Origin of the sequence: Pseudobacter ginsenosidimutans (assembly GCF_007970185.1) — a bacterium.
GTDB classification, from domain to species: Bacteria; Bacteroidota; Bacteroidia; order Chitinophagales; family Chitinophagaceae; genus Pseudobacter; species Pseudobacter ginsenosidimutans.
In genome coordinates this window covers 4,757,420-4,776,979 of sequence record NZ_CP042431.1, presented here as the reverse complement: position 1 = coordinate 4,776,979, position 19,560 = coordinate 4,757,420, and the positions used below count along the sequence as shown (strand labels likewise).

Annotated in this window: 14 protein-coding genes and 1 other RNA gene; 1 reads left to right on the top strand and 14 read right to left on the bottom strand. The window is 44.2% G+C overall.

Annotated elements, in window-relative coordinates; translation table 11 throughout:
- Nucleotides 1-435 carry a HopJ type III effector protein gene (locus FSB84_RS18820; protein WP_225980109.1) on the top strand — a complete coding sequence of 145 codons (435 nt, stop codon included), beginning with the start codon at nt 1-3 and terminating at the stop codon, nt 433-435.
- Between the two features lie 69 nt (nt 436-504).
- On the opposite strand, the gene FSB84_RS18815 is transcribed toward FSB84_RS18820, so the two are convergent.
- The 14 genes from FSB84_RS18815 to FSB84_RS18755 all read right to left on the bottom strand — a co-directional run bounded on the left by FSB84_RS18815 (nt 505) and on the right by FSB84_RS18755 (nt 19,526).
- Nucleotides 505-1,131, bottom strand: coding sequence for an alpha/beta hydrolase family protein (locus tag FSB84_RS18815; protein WP_158644002.1), 627 nt, complete (start codon nt 1,129-1,131; stop codon nt 505-507).
- Nucleotides 1,132-1,412: 281 nt separating this feature from the next.
- Nucleotides 1,413-3,017: a hypothetical protein gene (locus FSB84_RS18810; RefSeq protein WP_147122264.1), complete on the bottom strand. Its 1,605-nt coding sequence runs from the start codon at nt 3,015-3,017 to the stop codon at nt 1,413-1,415.
- Nucleotides 3,007-4,395: a RagB/SusD family nutrient uptake outer membrane protein gene (locus tag FSB84_RS18805; protein WP_130539444.1), complete on the bottom strand. Its 1,389-nt coding sequence runs from the start codon at nt 4,393-4,395 to the stop codon at nt 3,007-3,009. The genes FSB84_RS18810 and FSB84_RS18805 overlap by 11 nt, the downstream gene beginning before the upstream one ends.
- 10 nt (nt 4,396-4,405) lie before the next feature.
- Nucleotides 4,406-7,660, bottom strand: coding sequence for a SusC/RagA family TonB-linked outer membrane protein (locus FSB84_RS18800; RefSeq protein WP_158644001.1), 3,255 nt, complete (start codon nt 7,658-7,660; stop codon nt 4,406-4,408).
- Between the two features lie 334 nt (nt 7,661-7,994).
- Nucleotides 7,995-9,110 carry a FecR family protein gene (locus FSB84_RS18795; RefSeq protein ID WP_130539442.1) on the bottom strand — a complete coding sequence of 372 codons (1,116 nt, stop codon included), beginning with the start codon at nt 9,108-9,110 and terminating at the stop codon, nt 7,995-7,997.
- Nucleotides 9,111-9,183: 73 nt separating this feature from the next.
- Entirely contained in the window at nt 9,184-9,792 is a 609-nt protein-coding gene (locus tag FSB84_RS18790; RefSeq protein ID WP_207234186.1) for an RNA polymerase sigma factor, read from the bottom strand.
- Nucleotides 9,793-9,970: 178 nt separating this feature from the next.
- Nucleotides 9,971-10,369, bottom strand: a transfer-messenger RNA (tmRNA) gene (gene ssrA / locus FSB84_RS18785).
- A 63-nt stretch (nt 10,370-10,432) separates the two neighbouring features.
- The gene (locus FSB84_RS18780) at nt 10,433-12,742 is read right to left on the bottom strand and encodes an ABC transporter permease subunit (protein ID WP_130539441.1); all 2,310 of its coding nucleotides are present in this window, start codon (nt 12,740-12,742) and stop codon (nt 10,433-10,435) included.
- Nucleotides 12,743-12,754: 12 nt separating this feature from the next.
- The gene (locus FSB84_RS18775) at nt 12,755-14,077 is read right to left on the bottom strand and encodes a MutS-related protein (protein ID WP_130539440.1); all 1,323 of its coding nucleotides are present in this window, start codon (nt 14,075-14,077) and stop codon (nt 12,755-12,757) included.
- Between the two features lie 36 nt (nt 14,078-14,113).
- Nucleotides 14,114-14,692 (bottom strand): MutS-related protein, encoded by a 579-nt coding sequence (locus tag FSB84_RS31140; protein WP_225980108.1) that lies wholly within the window; start codon nt 14,690-14,692, stop codon nt 14,114-14,116.
- An 11-nt stretch (nt 14,693-14,703) separates the two neighbouring features.
- Nucleotides 14,704-15,405 (bottom strand): hypothetical protein, encoded by a 702-nt coding sequence (locus tag FSB84_RS31135; RefSeq protein WP_225979822.1) that lies wholly within the window; start codon nt 15,403-15,405, stop codon nt 14,704-14,706.
- A gap of 27 nt (nt 15,406-15,432) precedes the next feature.
- The gene (locus FSB84_RS18765) at nt 15,433-17,745 is read right to left on the bottom strand and encodes a Gldg family protein (RefSeq protein ID WP_130539438.1); all 2,313 of its coding nucleotides are present in this window, start codon (nt 17,743-17,745) and stop codon (nt 15,433-15,435) included.
- A 15-nt stretch (nt 17,746-17,760) separates the two neighbouring features.
- The gene (locus tag FSB84_RS18760) at nt 17,761-18,678 is read right to left on the bottom strand and encodes an ABC transporter ATP-binding protein (RefSeq protein ID WP_130539437.1); all 918 of its coding nucleotides are present in this window, start codon (nt 18,676-18,678) and stop codon (nt 17,761-17,763) included.
- Nucleotides 18,679-18,716: 38 nt separating this feature from the next.
- Entirely contained in the window at nt 18,717-19,526 is an 810-nt protein-coding gene (locus FSB84_RS18755) for a DUF4397 domain-containing protein (RefSeq protein ID WP_130539436.1), read from the bottom strand.
- Nucleotides 19,527-19,560: the final 34 nt, after the last annotated feature.

The following is a 19,560-nucleotide window of genomic DNA, read 5'->3' as shown; positions in this document are numbered from 1 at the left end:
ATGCAGCATTATCTTTTATATTTTTCTATTTTTGCCCTCACAAATTCAATTCATTTCAATTCATTTCAATTCATTTCAATTCAAGATATTCAGATGCAAGAACAACTGACCGATTTGATCCAAAGTCTCAAAGCCAATGCGATTCCTTTCAAAGAAGTAATCGAATTCATTGAAACCCGCTACCAGCATCAGCCTACGGCCTTTAAAAATGGCGAAGCCTTTAATGAAGCAACGCAGAATCAGGGCAGCGCAAAGGTTTTCACCTTTGCTCAATTGAACGGCCTCAGCAAAGAAGATACATTGTTATTGTTTGCGGAACATTATCAGGCGGTGCTGAATACACCTGACGGAACTGATCATCAGAATATCAGGCAATTCATGAAGCATGGATGGGGAGGGATAGAGTTTGAAGGTGTGGCACTTTCAGCCAAATAAGAAAACAATATTTAATAGAAAAGATCGCCCGCGCACTCAGTGCCGGGCGGTCTTCTTCCTTATCTCCTGTTATTCTGTGAGAGGTATTATCCAGTCTGCCGGACGTTTGTTTTTCAAGTAATAATCGAACCACTGCCAGATCTTAACATTAAGGTCCAATTGATTGGACGGCAGGAAAACATTATGCGTTTCATTGGTATATTCCAGCAAAACAGCTTTCTTCTGTAATCTTTTCATGCCAAGAAAAAACATCTTTGATTGGGCCGGTGGTACATTTTTATCTTTCAGTCCGGTCCAGATCAATACGGGTGCGTTAATGTTTTTCATATGATAGACCGGTGAATTCTCCAAATAAGTATTCCAGTTATCAAATAAGTTATGTTTCATTCTCATTTGATGATTTTCCGTCCGCATGTAATTGGGCATTGTTATGAATTCAGACTTACTAAGCGCGTGCGATACCAGATCCGAAACCATAACGCCAGCAACGCCGGTCTTGAAGTACCTGGAATTGGTCAATGCAAGACCGGTTTCATAACCGCCGAATGATAAACCCAAAACGCCGATATTATTATCATCAACAGGTGCCAATAATTTGGCGGCCTCAGTACTACTTTCCAGGGATTTGATCACACTATTTTTAACATTACCGATTTCATATTGAAGATCAGGAAGCAACACAATGTACCCATTCATCAAATAGTGCAAATAATTGAAGCCATATGTTACCGTTAAATATGGCGGCAAGAAATACAATAGATCACGTGACTGCACTTCATAAATATTCACTATCATCGGATACTTCTTCTGACTGTCATAACCAACAGGAAACAAGATCGCAGCATTGGCCGTACCATAACTTGTTTGATATTGAAAGATTTGATATTTTGTACCTGTTAAGTCCTTTATTTCTGTTTTTAAAGATTCATATACAATCGTGTATTTCCCTTTTTCTAATTTTGTCAGTCTAAAAGGTTCTAACGCAAAATGAGAGGTAAAAAATGTCCGTTGTTATACTTAATGATCTCCCTGTAATGTCCTAGTTGAAAGAGATCGTTTTTTTTCTTTTTATGTAAATAGGTGGCAAATCCTGAATTATAGGTCTTAAGGTTAAAGAGCTTGAAAGTAATCTCCTTTTCCAGGTCAATTTCAGCAAACCCAATATTCCAGGATGATTTCGGATACTGTTCCCTGGATAACTGCAGTTCATATTTGATCTGTTGTTCTTCCCCTTTGGTGATCCTCTCTAATTGATGAGTTTTGAGATCCACAATAAAGTAATCGAACTGATTAGACAACATAATGGCAGATCTGTTGCGGATATGAATTGGCTTAACCTCTGGTTCGTCTGCAAGGCCACTACTTCCTCTACGTGCCTGGTAGGCATGCCATCCCCCGGCACCCAAAGGCAATAGCTCCTGATCTGCCCCTGTTTTGATATGATGAAACCTCCATCTTTTTTGATCGAAATAAATGAATTGTTCAGTACCCCGATCCCATAGATAATTGCCGTCATGTATTCTTTTTTTAGGCAGTAAGCATGAACTTTTACCATAATCTAAAATCAAATTCAGATCCAGAATAACATTTTGCTGTTCTTCCACTACATCCCCACTTTCATCGTACACAACAAAGTCACCTTTTTCATTCAAAAATTTGTAAACAGGCAGTTTTTGCTTTGTATCAGGTTTATAGTCCCATTGCCCGTTCTTAAGATCATAAATACCCAAATGATGGTTTAAAAACTTGTCCTTGCCACTTCTGTTGGAATAGGTAATTATTAATTCAGGATTCTTCTTGTCATTTAATTTACTTTTTAAATACATGGGAAACAGGAAGTGTTTATCTTCTCTGATCTCAAATAAATTATTTAAAGATGAGGCGAATTCCAAATCCGCAGGACTCACAATTATTTGTTTTGCCAGCTGATTGGACTGCAGATCCAAAGTGTACAGTTCTATTTGTGTTGCCTGAATATTGGCACAGTAGATTCTATGATCGTTGGAAAACATCCATTGAACGTTGCTGTCGAGTGTATAGGTTTTTAACCGATGACTGTTCAGTTCTCTGATCACCAACTGATCACCTGAAGCATAGATAAATCGATTGTTATTTACATCAAACAGGGAGGTATTGATGTTTGACGCTTTCCACAATTCCTCTCCATCTGTTGAAGTCAGGAAGGCCTCTTTAGCAACCTTATTTTGCAGCAGAATTTGACTTGATTTAGTAATGATAGCAGGAATATGACTACCAGCTACATCACGGTATTGTTGGGTCTTTAGATGCATGAATCTGCTGCGTTCCATATTCTGCATTAACAGGCAATCATCTCCTAAAAACTGGTAACGAATATGTTTATCCAGCGATAGTGATTTTCCAGTTTTCACGTCAAGCAGCACATCGTTATTTTTCCCAAACGTATTGTGATGATTCAATACGGCATATTCACCCGAAGGACTAACAGTCAGCAATGCAGTTTCATAATATTGGCTATAAATAGCTTGCAGACTGTCAATATTTTGGGAATAGCATAAGCCTGGAATGAGCAGTAAGGCCAATATATATATTCTAATAGCCATTATTCTGTGGATTTAAGTTGGGGTTAAGCAGTAGTTCTTTCTCTGGTAGTGGCCAGTAGGCATAGTAGGATTTCCAGCCTGTTTTTTTAACGGACATTACTGCGTCCAGGCGCTGATAGTGTCGCAGGTCATAATAGCGATGACCAAATTCAGTAAACAATTCCGATCTTCTCTCTTTTATCAGAATGTTGAGCAGATCCTCCGGATCTGTATTTTCCTCAAGTAAAGACAGGTTCGCACGTCCCCTGATAGCATTCAGGTCATCAACTGCCAGATCGTATTGTTGTTTTTTGAGGAAGGCTTCGGCCCTGATCAGGATTAGTTCTTCCACTCTCAGGATGACAGAATGTTCCAGGGAACTGGTACTTGTGGAATATTGCTTGTACTTGAATGGATAATAATAGATCTGGTTTTGGGCGCTCCTGATCTGGCCCACCCATGAGGTTGCTCTCTTATCTCCATTTTCGAAATCCGTCACAAAGTCTTCCCGCAAAGCAATTGTAGTGGGTGGAGCAGCTCTCAGGATGAAAACATTTCCCTGATAAGGATTATAAATGGCGCTATAGGGCAACAATTGCCAAATGCTACTTGAACTCTCTTTTAAGAATACCTTGTCCAGCTCGGGTTCCATCTGGTATTGCGGATGGTCAAGTACTTCGTTGGCATATGCCAATGCTTTATTCCAATCAGACTGATAGTAAGCAATCCTTGCCAGCAAAGCATAGGCAGCCATCTTTGTAGGATAGATCCTGTTCCCTTTCGCCAAAGTCTGTGGAAGCAACAACTGTGCGTCCTCCAGATCCTTGCGACACTTTGTATAGACTTCTTCTACGCTAATTTTGCCAATGCTCTGGTTGACATCATATGCTGTAGATGTAACGTAGGGAACGGCACTGTAGGTCTGTGCGAGATAGAGGTGCAGTATAGCTCTCAGAAAAAGACCTTCTCCCTTCAGCTGATCCCGAACAGGAGCGCTCATCCCATTTGAATTGTCAACTCCTTCAATAATGGAATTTATATTGTAAACCTGCGTATAGGTTGTAGTCCACATGCTAAGGATCTTGCCTGATGTAGCAAGATGGGTCAACTGGTAAAAAACAGAAGCATCATTTGTTGCCACGGCATAAGACTCCAGCTCGTCTGTATAAGCTCCCAGCACTACCTGTGCACCAGATTGGGAACCGGAAAGAAAGCCTGTCTCTTCCAATGAACGATAGACTCCCGCCATAGCAGATTTCGCAAGCTGGTCGTCTTTAAAAATAACATCCCTGGTAATCTGGCTTTTCGGTAAACCAACATCTGTAAACTTCTTACAGCCAGTAATTGACACAAGATGTAAAATGACCAAAGTTGAAAGAATATGTTTCATGAGTTTCATCTTGTAAATTTTAAAAGGTCAATGACATTCCCAGGCTCATAACTCTCAGTGGACTACTAAATCCCGCTATCATAAACTCCGGATTACTCCCTTTGTAATTTGAAAAGAGAAATAGATTTTGTCCATTGGCAAAAAATCTGACAACTGATTTATGCTGTCCAATCGGTGGCAACTGATAGCTTAGCGAGATATTTTTTACTCGGACTGTAAATACATCCGAAACTGTAGCATCGCTGGAAGTAAAAAGGGAACCAGAAGTTGCGGCTGCTGCATTATAACCTGCGCTGGGCTTTTGAAACCGGGCATCAGGATTTTCAGGTGTCCAATAGTCAAGAAAAACTGAAGGTTTATTCTCCATATAACCAATATTGCCGTACACCGAATAGATATTGTACTGGCTCTGGTTAACCATTTGCAACAAGATATCAAAGGACCAGTTCTTATATTGGATACTATTCTGAATCCCTCCATACCAGTACTCCCTTATCTCCCTGGCAGCAATACGGTCGGTGGCATTGATTCGCCCATCATGATTAATATCCATGAATGTGTATAAGCCTGTGGTTTGGTCGATGCCGGTGTATTGGTAGAGCTTACCTAAAGTAGTGGATTTTCCTACTTCAAACTTGTTGGCGTAGGTGGAATTGGCAAGGTTTGGAAACTTAAGGAGCTTGTTCTCCGGCAAGGTAAAATTCAGGTTGCTGGTCCATTTAAATTTCCCCTTGCGAATATTTACAGACTGTAATGAAAATTCCAGTCCCCTGTTACGTACTGTAGCATCTAAATTTGCAAGCATGCTGCCAAAGCCCACTGTTGCCGGCATTGGGATCCCAACCAGTTGATTGGAACTGATATTGTGATAATATCCGAGGTCCAGTATCAGTCTTTGGTTGAGGAACGCCAGATCCACGGCCACTTCGAATTTCCGTGTACCTTCCCAACCAAAATCTTTGTTGAACAGTCGTTGCGGAACCAGACCGGTATACCCATTATAAGAACCTCCGGTAGATTGATAGGTATCGTAAAATTGATAGTCGCCGATTTGGTCATTGCCCGTTATACCATAACTGGCCCTTAATTTACCGAAGCTTAACCATGAGCAATTTTTCAATATGCCCTCTTCAGAAAACAACCATGCTGCTCCCACTGCCCCGAAATTGGCATATCGTTTATTGATGCCAAACCGGCTGGAAGCGTCTCTGCGACCCGTCAGGTTTACGAAGTAACGTTGCTGATATCCGTAATTCAATCTTGCGTAGATGGCCTGGTATCTGTACTTCGATTCGTATGCACTGGGGATGGTTATTGTTGCCGCAGCTGAAATATTGCCGAGCATTTCGTCCGAAGGAAAGTTCCTTCCCAGTATCACGATATTATCAGACTGCTGCTCCTGAAATGAAGTACCCAGGAGCGCAGAGAATTGGTGTGCATCCCATTTGCCTGTATAGTTCAGTTGTGGTTCAATGATCCAATTCTGATTGAGTTTTTCTCCCTTCCTGACGGTAGAATTACTGCTGCCGATATTACTTGCAGGATTGTAGGTGGTCTTAGGAAATATTTTTTGCTCGTAGCTGTTATAGTTACTATATCCTGCATTCATATTCACACTAAAGCCCCTGCCGATCTCATAGCCTAATGTCAGGTTTGAATTCAAGCTTTTTGTTTCAACGGAATAGGTCTGTGTAGCAGGCCCCATAGGGTTATTATTGTTCTGCCAATTGATGGAGCCATCGGCCGCATACAGATCCGGTGCATTGGGCGCCAGGGAGGAATAGATCTGATTAAAGTCTGTAGGAGGAAGCACATTATCCTGCAAAGCTGCATATCCGCTGAATCCAATTTTCAATCGTCCATCGGCACTACCATGCTGGAGGTTCATACCAATATTATTCCTGCGGTATCGGTAACTCCCGGGAAATATGGTTGTTTCTTCGTTATGTGCTCCCGAAACAGAAAACTGTGTATTCCCGGTTCCTCCGGACAGGCCAAACTGTATATCAGAATATTTTGCATGATTGCCTACGAAATATTTTTGCCAGTCAGTAGATTTGTTGGGATCCCAGGTTCCATTGATATCATATGCATTGGCGGGGATAGCAACTCCATCGTTTGCGAAAGCGAGTTTTCGCATTTCAAGATATTGTTCCAGCGAAAACATTTTGGGCAAATTGGTCATATCACCCAAGCCATAACTAGCTTTGATATAGCCTCCAGTTTTCTTTTTCTTTCCTTTTTTTGTGGTGATCAATATAACGCCATTGGCGCCCTTACTCCCATAAATAGCCGTAGCATCAGCATCCTTCAACACTTCAAATGATTCAATGTCGTCAGGATTGATTGAATGAAGAGGGTTTGTATCACTGTAGGGATGTAAGGTTCCAGACATCCCCGTAATGAAATCATTCACCTGTGGCAAAGGAACACCATCAACAACATAAAGCGGCTTATTGCCATCGTAGCCTGTTGTGACGTAGCTTCTCAAACTATTTCTTCCTCTGATCTGAACATCAAATCCTCCACCGGGAATACCAGAATTCTGAATAATGTTTACCCCTGCCATCCTGCCCTGAACAGCGGACAGTACATTATTGACCGGCTGGTTCTCTATATCCTTTGCGGCAACACGTGCAATGCTGCCCGTCATTTCCCTTCGTGTAACGGAATAGTAACCGGCACTGACCTTGATCTCCTGCATCTCATTACTGATCCGTTCCAGCTTTACTACCACCTTACCAGGTTTTACTCCAATTTCCATTGACCTGTATCCAACGAAAGAGATGACTATAACTGCATCATCCGGAACCTGTCTCAGCATATATCCCCCGTTGCTATCGGTGATCGTAAATCTATCCGAGCCTTTTATCTTTACCGTTGCACCAACAAGAGGTTCGCCGTTGCTGTCAAGCACTTTTCCGGAAATATCAACTGCCTGATTGGTTTCGACGATCTTATCCATGATGGATACCTGGCGCCTGCTGATCACTATGGTTTTGTCAGCTATTTCAAAGACAAGTGGTGTGCCGTACAATACTGTTTTCATTACGGTCTTCAGGTCTGCATCATTGAAATCTGCATCGATCCTTTTTTCGGTATCGAAATCTTTACTGCGCAGCAGCACGTCGTAGCCAGTCTGTTTTCGGATCTCGAAGAAGAGTCGTGTATAGGAAATATCCTTCTTCTTTAGGGTAAACTGTTGTCCGAATCCTGCGGCGCTTACCTGTAGCAGGGAAATCAGCATGATGGAGAAAATCAGTTGGGCTCTCATGATCCACTTTCTTTTGTTGCTGCCCAGTTGGTCAAAAAGGGCGTGACAGACTATGAGCAGCCAGCTACCATACCCGCCGGGCACGGGCTGGCTTCTCGTATAAATTTTATACATTTGAATTGCTGTTAATGATGAAGTGCCCATCCTTCTACCGGCTGGCACCCATCAGTTCCTGTAATAATTGTTTGTTCGATTTTTACGGAAACAGTCAAAAGGCTTCGCTCGCAACGGAGCCTTTTTTTATCCGTTTGATGGAGTTTATCCGCTCTTGAAGTTTTCTTTCATATTGCAGTTAGTTTGCTGGTCATAAAAATTGATGAATTGTTTTGTATCCTCAAGGCCTTCTCGTTACCGTGACCGTTCGATCACTTAGGTAAAAAGAGGCAACCTTAGTTTTTTCGAGTATGGCAAGTGCTTTGGAGATATGCTCGAACCTGCTGACGGTACCGGTGAATTTTTCTCCTTTCAATGCAGGGTCCGCAAACACGACCTTCACATCATACCATTTGCCGATCCTGTCCATGATGTCTTCGAGCGAGTCACCGTTGAAGAGGAAAAACCCTTCCTTCCACGCGATCTCATATTCAGCCTCTACTTCTTTTACGGAGATAATGCCGTCCTGAACCAATGCCTGCTGTCCCGGCCTGAGCACTGTTTTCTTTTCACCTGTAGTTATGGCCACGGTTCCTTCCAGCAGGGTGGTCCTGATCTTTCGATCATCGTATGCCAGTATATTGAACGCTGTACCTAGAACTTCCACCTGCTGGCCCTGGGATTTGACGATGAATGGACGACTGCGATCACTTGCCACCTGAAAATAACCTTCGCCGGAAAGACTTACTTCCCGTTTGGTATTTCCATTAAAATGTGTCGGATACCTCAGGGATGAACCTGCATTGAGAAAGACAAGGGAACCATCGGGAAGACGCAGCCGGGTCTGTTGTCCGGAAGCGGTGGAAAGTATGTTGAAGGCCTGGCCATCTCCGGCCTGCTTTGTTGCTTCATAGACCAGTTGTCCAACGCTATCCTTGAAAATGCGTACTCCACTTTCTTCTGCAATATTTCCGGAACGAACTTCGCCAATAGGAATTTTTCTACCATCAGCCAGCGTAAGTGTTGCTCCATCCTTTCCGGGAGGAAGATCATATTTCTGTACTACCGGAATCGCTGCATGATCAGAACGGAAAATGAAATAGACTGCGGTAAGAATGGCTAACAGAAGGGAGGCGGCTACGGCAATGCGCGGCCAGAGTCGGGCAGTTTTGGTCTGTGACTGTTGGAGCCTTTGCCAGATCCTGTTGGTGGATGCTTCGATCATGGCATGATCGATTTCATTATCGTCCTTTCCCTGGAAGTCCAGGTACCATGTCTCCAGCAGTTCAACCTCCGATGGGCTGGCGTTCCCCTGGAGGTATCTTTCGAGTAATGGTTTTATATTTTCCTTTTCCATAGCCTTTGGCAATAGCGTTTAAAAGGTAAGACCGCCAAGGCAGGTTCAGGGCCTAAAAGAAAATGAAAAAAGTTTAATAGAACATCAACAAGTAGATAAAGCGCAGTACGCCGAGTTTTTTGCGCAGGAGCTTCAGGGCATGATTGATATGGTTCTTCACCGTCTTTTCGCTGAGGCCAAGCTGTCCGGCGATCTCTTTATGGCTAAGGTGGTTTGTCCTGCTGAGGATGAACACTTCCCTCATTTTTTCTGGCAGGAGTGCGATCTCTTTTTCTATGTGCTGGCGAAGCTGGTTTTCGCGCACCCGATGGTCTGTAGTTGCAGTCCCGCTGTCAATGGCACTTGCGATGGAAGAAATATAAAGGCCGGCATTTGCATCTCTGGCATAGCTCTTCAGTATCCTGTTGCGGATGGCTGCATAGAGATATCCCCCAAGGTTTCCCGAATGGATATGCAGTTCGGTCCTCCCTGCCCAGAGGGCAGCAAAGAGGTCATGCAGCACATCTTCCGCTTGTGCCCGGTCTTCCAACCTTCTGAAGGCATGTACGAAGAGAATACCCTTGTAGCGATTGTAAATCTCGGTAAAGGCGCCACGGTTCCCTTCTCCAAGAAGAACGGCCAACTGTTCGTCAGTATGTAGCGTGTAGGTATCCATCGATAAATCATCCCTGGAAAGGAACAAGGGCTAATGATAAAATAATAAAGTCAAAAGTAAGGGTTAGTACTTAAATATTGTAAGTCCGGATTTGATAGATACATAATGGTGGGAACACTTCAAATAAAAAAAGCAAAAAAGGCAATTCAGATTGAATTGCCTTTTTTGCTTTTTCTGCTATTTTTTGCCATATGGCAAAACCATTTTGTGGAGCTGGCGGGACTCGAACCCGCGTCCAAACATATCCTCCAAAAGCTTTCTACATGCTTATCCGATTATTAATTGTCGGGAACAGGCAGGGAACCGGCAAACCAATCTGCTCCTTAGTTGCGATCATCTTAAGCTGCAGTCACAACACCCTGCAGCAGCAACCTGTTTTGGTTTATTAGTCGGCGGCGGAGCATGGTAACAGGTCAACCTGCTCGGTTCCGAAGAACCCCTTGCGGACGCGGCCCTAATGACTACTTAATCACTGATTAAGCGGCCATGGCATACTGAGTATTGCCATATAAAAGTTTGAATATTCAGATTTACGTGCTAATTATCCAACGCACGACATGCTTACACTTTCAAAGATCTACGCTGTCGAAACCAGTACAGCCCCATAAAGTGAGCCTGCAAATTTAAGGCAATTTCAGGCCACTGCCAAATTGCAAGGTTTCAAAAACTATTTGCGTTTTCTCCGTACGATGATAAGAATACCCGCCAACAGCAACAACCCTGGTAAAATATACACATACAGGTACCAGATGGCTTTCCCTGTACCAGCGCCAATCGTAAGCCTGGTATCCCTGGCCTGTTTTACACTTGTATAAACCGGGTATCGGTTATACACAAGCCAGCTGTACAACCCAAGCCCGATCGAATGGCCGCTATTGTTTGCCGCCGACATAAAATCAGCATCTGCCACCACTACAATTCGCTGCTCTTTATGATTCAGTTTCCGGCTAAGCCTCACCCCCAACACATATTCCTCTTTCCTGTTATCTCCTTCTTCAAATGCAAATACAGGCGCAGCCGAATCAGCTACAAACAATCCGTTTTCTATCCATATATTATCATTTCCTGGCAGGGTTATGATCGGTTCCACTTTGAAACCATTCGTATCCCTGTAGCTGATATTATTTACGCCGGTAAAGAATGCGCCGGCAGGATTTTGTCCCGTTTGCTGAAAGACCTGCATATAAGCTTCCCGGGCCATATAATTGCCGGTTTTATTCAGGTATGCATCAAACAAGGCAGGCGATCGATGCAGTCCTGGCTTTACCAATATCCCTTTATCGATATGAACACCCAGATATTGTAGCAGCGGGTTCAGCAATTGCTGCTTGCCCGGCTCTGCATAGAAAATGGCATTCCCACCCTTTTCCAGATACGCAAGGATCTTTTTTTGTTCATCTGCCTCCAAAACTGATTTCGGATCGGGGATGGCTAATATAGCTGTCTGTTCAGGAATTTCATTACTGCGCAGGGAGATGGTATCTGCCTCCATCCCGATATTTATCATTGCCGACTCCACCATCTTCAGGTTAGTATGTTTACCGTACTCACGCTCTCCGTTTCGCCAGGGGCTTCGTTCATAATGCCCTGTCGTGAACAGCACTTTCGGCATATTGTCTTTCAGCAGTCGCCTCACCGAAGCAGACAGGTTCGGCTCGGCTGGCCAGCTACCACCGTTAATTCTTAAAAATGATTTCTCCCCCTTATACTCCAACTCCATGATCAATCGATAAGGTTCCTCAGAAAAGTCTGCCAACTGATCGATCTCTCCCGGCTTTTTAAAATCCTGCGTATCTACCTTGTACAGTCTTGCCATTTGTGCTGCGATCTGATGAATGTTCTTTCCGGGATAGGATTGGAGAAAGGAACTATCCTCTTTCTTAATATCGTAATAGTACTGGTATTTGAAATCGATATTCGGATAGAAGCGAATATACCTGTCCCACATACCAGACATATATGCATTGCGGGATACCGGTAGTCCTGCCTGCGTTCCTTCTCCCAGCAGATTGGTATAGAGCGTAACGGTAACAGGTGATCCATCCAGTTCCTTCAGAATATTCCGGGTGGCAGTATCGATGGTGTTCAGCTCATTTCTCGTCACATCCCAATACCCTGTGTATGCTGGTCTGGATGAAAAATATCCCAGGGTTAACACTATAACAATCAATCCCAGGTTGAGATGCAGAAAACTTAACCAGCTTTTCGATTCCTGCCTGCGTTTCATGGCCAGCATCGATAAACCCAGGAACAGCGCAATGATCAATACGAAATAAAGAACATCTCTTGTGGTGATCAATCCCTCCAGCATTTGTTCTGTTCTGCCGGTGATGGAAAGAAACCAGGTAATATCCCTGATGAGATCATACTGCTGACCAATATTTCCGACCATATTCAGCAACACGAAAGTCATAAAAGTGGCCAATGCCGCTACTATCTGATAACTGGTAATGCTGGAAAGAAAAAGTCCGATGGCCATATAGGTAGCCGACAACAGAAACAAACCCAGTAATACGGAAAGGTACCAGGCAAACTCAGCATCTTGTATACTGAAGTAGCCGGTAAATAAAAGCATGGCTATGGCTGACAACAATACCAGACCGAAAAGCACCAAACCAGTAAATTTACCCAGTATGATTTCTCTGATCCTTACCGGTGAGGCACTGAGCAATTTCATGGTACCCGAACTCAGCTCCCTGCTGATGCTCCCCATTGTGAGCAAGGGAATGAACATAAAGAAATATTGGAGTACCTGCCTGATGGTATTGGTAAATAGGTTAAGCGAAAGTGCGCCTTGAAATCCCGTCCACCCTTGCTCGTTCTCCAGCTTCAACTGCTGCACCCTGGAGACATCCATCAGCTGGCCGGCAAAAAAGGCGGCCGACACAGTAAAGAATACTACTATAATTATCCATGCAACGGGCGAATAAAAAAGACTCCTCAGTTCAGCCCGGGCTATTTTCAAAATTATCGTCATGGTTTTGTTTCGTTAGGATTGAGTAGAAATTAGTTCGAGGATTCCTTCGTTCTTAATGATCATCATCCCCTGCCTGTCTTCAGTGATGCCCTGCTTCAACTGGTACGTATAGCGGGGTATATTCCCTTCCAATACGGTAGGCATATACCGGAACTGAATATTTTCTTTGTCATGGAGGGCTTCCCCCACTTCGATGATATGGGTGGAAACGATGAAGAGACAATTCTCATATTCAGCAAATGCGCGGGTTACGGCTAGTGTACCATCATAAGCATCTTTCACATTGGTGCCTTTGAACAGTTCATCGAACATGAGTAACAAGTGACTGCCAGTGCAGGTGGCATCAGCTGCCGTTTTTACCCGGACTACTTCCGCATAAAAATGGCTGTAGCCCAACCCGATATTGTCGGCCACATTAATACTGGAAAATATTCCTTCCCGCAAGGAGAATTCCATCGAATCCGCTGCTACAGGAAATCCGATATGAGCCAGGTACATACTGATACCGATCGATTTCATCCAGGTAGATTTCCCTGCCATGTTTGCCCCTGTAAGAAAAACCACATTGCTTTGCGGCGGCATTTCTATATCATTCCCTACAGCGTTTTGAATGCAGGGATGCTTCAGATTGGCAGCCCGCAAAACATTGGCTTGTTTCGGAAGGGCCACTGCATAATTGAAATGATTCGTTGCTGCAATTTGGGCCACGGTGATATACACATCCAGCTCAGCAATGAAATCAAGTAATTGCCGTAATTCGTTGTTGAGTTTGGTTTTTAACAGGTAGTCATACCCGGCTACCGTGCTCAGTTTGATACCCGCATAAATATCTGTGTCGATGAGAGCGGCCAGCTCTTCCTGCTGTAAAATGGAACGGATCTCCGTCACACGTTGTTTGTACGGTCCTTCCAGCTGACATAACAACTCCACGGTCGTGAGGCATTTTTTCAGCGTTACAATAGTTGCCTGCAGCCCCTGAATCATCGATTTGTATCGTTCGTCGCGCGTAAGGGATGACAATGTTCTTTTGATCATCACATTGGCGAGTGCATACCAGCGACTACTGCTGCCACCTGCATCGATGTACTCCTGCATCTGCACCAGCTGCGCTGCATCGAAGGGGAAGCGAATGGCTGCCTGTTCGAAAAAACGGAAGATGGCAGTACGTTGATTAATGGCCTGCTCATCGGTCAGCACTGATTTGAAATACTTGTCGAGCAACTGTTCTCCCCCGCGGGTCTTCACCTGGTTGAAAAGAAAATACACAGAGCCCTGCCTGAACCTTCCCAGGAGATTCAATTCATCCAGCGACTGCTTGTCTATATGAAAACGCATAAATAGTAATTGAAGATTTTGACTGAATGAGACTAATCATCCTTTCTTTTTTCCGTTGGCGAGTGTTTCAAGGATACCTTCATTGCGGATAATGATCATACCATGCCGGTCGTCGGTGATGCCAGATTCCAGCTTGTAGGTATATTCAGGCTGCACGCCATTCATGCGTGTTGGCAGGTAGTGAAAACCTATATTTGCTTTCCGGCTCAACTCCTCTCCTGCTTCAACAATATGAGACGAGATCAGGAACAAACTGTTCTTCCTGTCTGCAAATGCCTGTGTCACTGCCACCGTACCTTCATGCGCATCTTTTACATTCGTACCTCTGAACAATTCATCAAATACCACGAACAAAGATTTGCCCGTACTTAATTCAGTTGCTACTTTTTTTACCCGTAACACTTCCGCATAAAAATGGCTGGCGCCAATGCCTAAATTATCCGGCAGATTGATGGTGGTATAGAAACCATCGAGTATGGAAAACTCCATGGCCCCGGCAGCAACCGGAAAACCCATATGGGCTATGTATACAGCAATACTGAAAGCCCTGAGAAAGGTAGATTTGCCCGCCATATTTGCCCCGGTGAGAAATATTACCGACTTGCCTTCATGCATCCGGAGATCATTCACCACTGTTCCTTCAGTTCGGGATGATAAACACCGCTCAGATTTAAAATGCTGCTCCCTTTCTCATGTGCAACTGGGAAAATAAAATTTCTCTTCCTGGAAATCGCAGCCACCGAAATGTATACATCGATGAGATAAATAAAATTCAACATAGCAATTACTTTCCCTCTCTCTTTCACCCGGATCAGGATATCGAAAGCAGTCACTGCACCAAATGACAATCTGTTCTTTGGTCTTTCTTTGGCAACCGGCTCCAGGGAAGGATGTTGCAGTATCTCCATCATTTCCTGCCGCTGTTGATCCAGCGCCGCCACTTTCCTTACCGGCCCCTTTTCCAAAAACGCATGCAATAGATGGAACAGTTCGATGAAAGCAGTAACACCGTTGGCAACCTCCTTTTCACCCATTACAGGTTGCTGATGGTTACCCGCTTTCTCTTCCTGTGTTATGTATTTCTCAACACTGTCGAGCAGGGCCGGGTTTACCGGAAATACCGCGTTCTGTATCGCAAAAGATGAAATGATACCGGCTCTTTGCCTGATCGCCTGCAAATCAGACAAAGGATTCCTGAACATCTTTTCCAGCAGCAATTCTCCTCCGCGGGTGGATGTATTGTTATAGATTTCGTAGATGCCGCTTTCTTCTCTTTTGGCAAAGAGCCTGAGGTCATCGATCGTTTGTTCATCGGTCTGGAGATACATCTTCCATTATCTTTAGTTCCACAATTATTATTTTCTTTTCCTGCGCACCAGTATGATGATGCCTGTGAGCAACAGTATGCCTGTGCCTCCGTATACGATCAGCCAGTTCATTTTTTTTACTGTTGCCTGCTTTACTTCCAGGTACCTGTCCTGCGGCAGTGGATAGTTTGCATAGATCGGGTACTCGTTATTCAGCACCCAACTGTACAATCCGAGTTCAATGAATCTTGAAATATTGAAACGGTCAATGGTCATGAAATCAGCATCCCCAGCCACAATGATGCGCTGCTCTTTGTTACCGATTTTCCGGGTTAGTTTCAAAGCAATGATATAAGCCTCTTTTTGCACATCACCGGCTGCAGGAGAAAAAACGGGCGCGGCAGAATCAACCACCAGTTCCCCAGTTTCAATCCATGTTTTATCATCACCTGTATGAAAAATGACCGGCTCGGCTTTGAAAGCACTGCTGTCGATGACACTGAGATTCAGCGCACCTTCATAGGCCACCACTATTCCTCCCAATCCATATTTTTGAAACAGTTCCATCGCAGGTTCCTTAGCAAGATGATTGCCGGCATTGGTGAGTCCATTGACAAACAAATGGGGTACTTCATGGTCGTTAGGACGAACAATGATTCCGTTGTCTGCCTGTACACCGATGCTGTTCAATATGGGTTGAAGTATTTCCTGTTTACCTGGCTCTGTGAAAATGATCGCATTCCCGCCCCTGTTCAGCCAGTTGATGACCTTCTGCTGCTCATCCTTTGAATAAGCAGACCTGGGATCGGCAATGATAAGTGCGTCTATCCCTGTAGGTATGTCGGCATTTGACAGTGAAATGGTATCGGTATCCACGCCATTGTTCAGCAGTGAGCGACTGTTCCTTTTGTAAGTGGTGCCAGCTCCGAAATTTCTGGGTGCATAGCTGAAGGGATTCCTTTCATAGTGTCCGGTGAGAAAACTGATACGAGGCTCCTTTTTACGTGTCAGCCGGCTGATAGTGGCTGAGATATTTTCCTGTGCGGGCCAGCTGGAACCATAGGTTCGTAAGAATTCTTTCTTCCCCTTGTATTCAAGTTGCATCACCAGTTTCATACCCTCGGCTGACAGATCCTGTGTCTTTCGCATCTCTTCCCCTTTTTTAAACAAAGAAGGACGGATGCCCAGTATTCCGGCTTCGATCACCATGATATCATCCAGGTTCTTGCCCGGGTATTTTTTGTAATACGCACTGTCTCCATCCCTGATATCGTAATAGTATTCGTACCTAAATTGAATATTGGGATAAAACCTGGTAAAAGGTTCCCACAATCCCCAGAGATAACTGTTTCTTGCCTGGGGTAACCCCATCGCTGCATTATCATCCAGCAGATTGGTGAAGAGGGTTACAGTCAGCGGAGCGCCATCGAGTTGCTGCAGCACTTCCTGTGTTGCCGGATGAATGGTATTGAGTTTATTTTTAGTTACATCGGCATAAGCAATATAACCGGGTCTTGAACTACAGTATCCTACCACAATCACCAGCAGGGTAAGCACAGTGTACCTTGATGCAGCTACTGTCCATGGCCTGGATTCAGTCAGACTTTTCAGCCTGATGATGGCGAAGCCAGTGAACAGAACGATGATCGAAATAAAATAGATAATATCGCGGCTGCTGATCTGCCCGTCAATCATGGCGCTGGCTTTGCCCGACAAAGAGAGATAAAAGGTAATATCCCTGATAAGGTCGTATTGTTGCCAGAACGAAGAAATATAAGACAGTATGAAGAACACCGTGAAGGTGATCACAGCCGCCACGATCTGATAATTGGTGAGGCAGGAAATAAATAATCCTATTGCAGTAAAGGTATTAATGAGCAGGAACATGCCCAGCAAAATCGACAGGTACCAGTAGTATTCAGCCAATTGAACATGTATACAAACCGCCAGCAGCACCAGTACCAACACGAATATCAGCATCAGATTGAATAGCATCAGCCCCAGCAATTTGCCCAATACAATTTCCCTGGTACGCACCGGGGACGAATACAGCAAACTAATGGTTCCGTTGCTCACTTCCCGGTTGATCACTCCCATGGTGAGTAATGGGATGAACAGGTACATATAGTTTGATAGCTTACCGATCACACCATCCAGCAATAATTTGCCGATGCCAGAGCTAAAACCAGCCCAATCAGGTTGCAGGTCTTTCAACACTTCCTGGTAATTGCTCGTTTGCTCCAGTGCGTAAAAATAAATGCCCAATCCTGTTGCATAGAAAATGATGATCACAAACCATGCAATGGGTGAAAAGAACAAATACCTGAGCTCTGCCCTCGCTATTTTAAATATGATTTTCATACACTACAAAAAGCATTAGGATTGGGATAATTGTTTGAACACATCATCGAGTATGGATCTCTCCAGATTGATTTCCTGTAGTTCCCAGTGATGCTGCACACTGGCAGTAATAATGTTTTGGGTAATAGCCGTATTGCCACTGAACCAGATCCTGCAATGCTGCTCTGAGAGGAACTGCACTTTAGTAACACCGGCAATCTTCAGCAATTCAGTTTCCGCAGGTGGCCGGTTCATCTTTGCCAGCACCGAAGCAGGCTGTATATAGTTATTGAAAGATTCCATCGAATCCGAAAACACTATCCTGCCTCCTTCGATCATGATGATATCCCTGCAAAGCAGGTTGATCTCAGACAGCACATGAGAGCTCAGCAACACCGTGTGTTCCTGCGCAATTTCTTTGATCAGTTTCCGCGCTTCGATGATCTGGTTCGGATCAAGCCCATTGGTGGGTTCATCCAGTACCACCATGCGAGGCTTATGAATGATGGCCTGTGCAATGCCCACGCGCTGCTTATACCCTCCCGACAGGTTTTTGATCAGTCTCGAACTGAAATGACTGATGCCTGTTCTTTCCATTGCTTCACTCACTGATTTTTTTACCATTGATGATTCGATGAATCTGAGATCAGCAGTATAGGTAAGGTATTCCTGAACTGTAAAGTCGCTGTACAAGGGAGCTGTCTGTGGCAGGAAACCGATCTGCTTTTTCGCCAGTCTGGGTTGCTCCCTTTTATTGATCCCGTTGATATACACTTCCCCTTCCGTTTGATTCAATACACCACAAATGATATTCATGGTGGTGGATTTGCCGGCTCCATTGGAGCCGAGCAATCCTATCACACCCGGTTTGCTGATTTCGAAACTGATATCACGGATAGCCCAGGCACTGGAATATCTGTGGGAGAGATTCTCCACTTTTAATACCGTACTCATATAGTGTTGATATAATTTTTATCCGATGTTGCTGCTTGTTACCACCAATGCGGCATCTGGTAGATCATTTGCATGTCGCTTCCACTCCCTCCCGGTTTTCCGGTAAGCACCAGTGTATTGATTTTGTACAACCACATACTGGGTGAAGACCAGTATGGACTATTCCGGTTCAGTCCATAAGTGATGTATGTGGCAATGAGGGTGCCGCTTGTCTGGTCTCTGATCTCAATTTCATGGTCTGTAACAGACATGTCGGCTTTCACCGGAATAAATGCTGAAACAGATTTAAATGCCAGGTTTTGAATGAGCGATCCATAGGGTTCTCCCTTCAGGTTGGCGCTCATCACCTGGCCGGTGCTGAAGTTGGCGAAGCGTATAAACGTGACGCTGTCTCCTGCAACAGGTGTGGGAAGCTGGTCGCTGATCAGCGTGTAGGCTGCATTCGTTTTGTTTCCATGCAAAAAGAGAGAGTATACTTTCCCTTTTTCCAGATCGAGATCGATATCCAGTACCGGATTGTCTTTAGGCAGTGTATCAGTTTCGGAATAGACACTGAATGGCTGTGGAAAAGATTGAATATAGAAGACATTATTGTTCGGCAAATAAAATTTGTTGTACATCAATTGCGCAGTGCTGTACTGGATGGGATGATTGCCGGATAGATTCGCACGCAATGCCACCTCCTCATCAAGGGCGTTGAAAACCTGCAGGGTGGCAGGATTGCCAGTATTGAGGGTTGTTTTTTTACAACTGCCCACCATTATTGACAGCATTACAGGAAGGGCAATAAGTATCCGGCTCCGGAAGCTGCTGATCCGGTCAGCATTGAAATATGTAGAAAGCATCATTTACTTTTTTAGCATGAATAATCAGATAACTGCA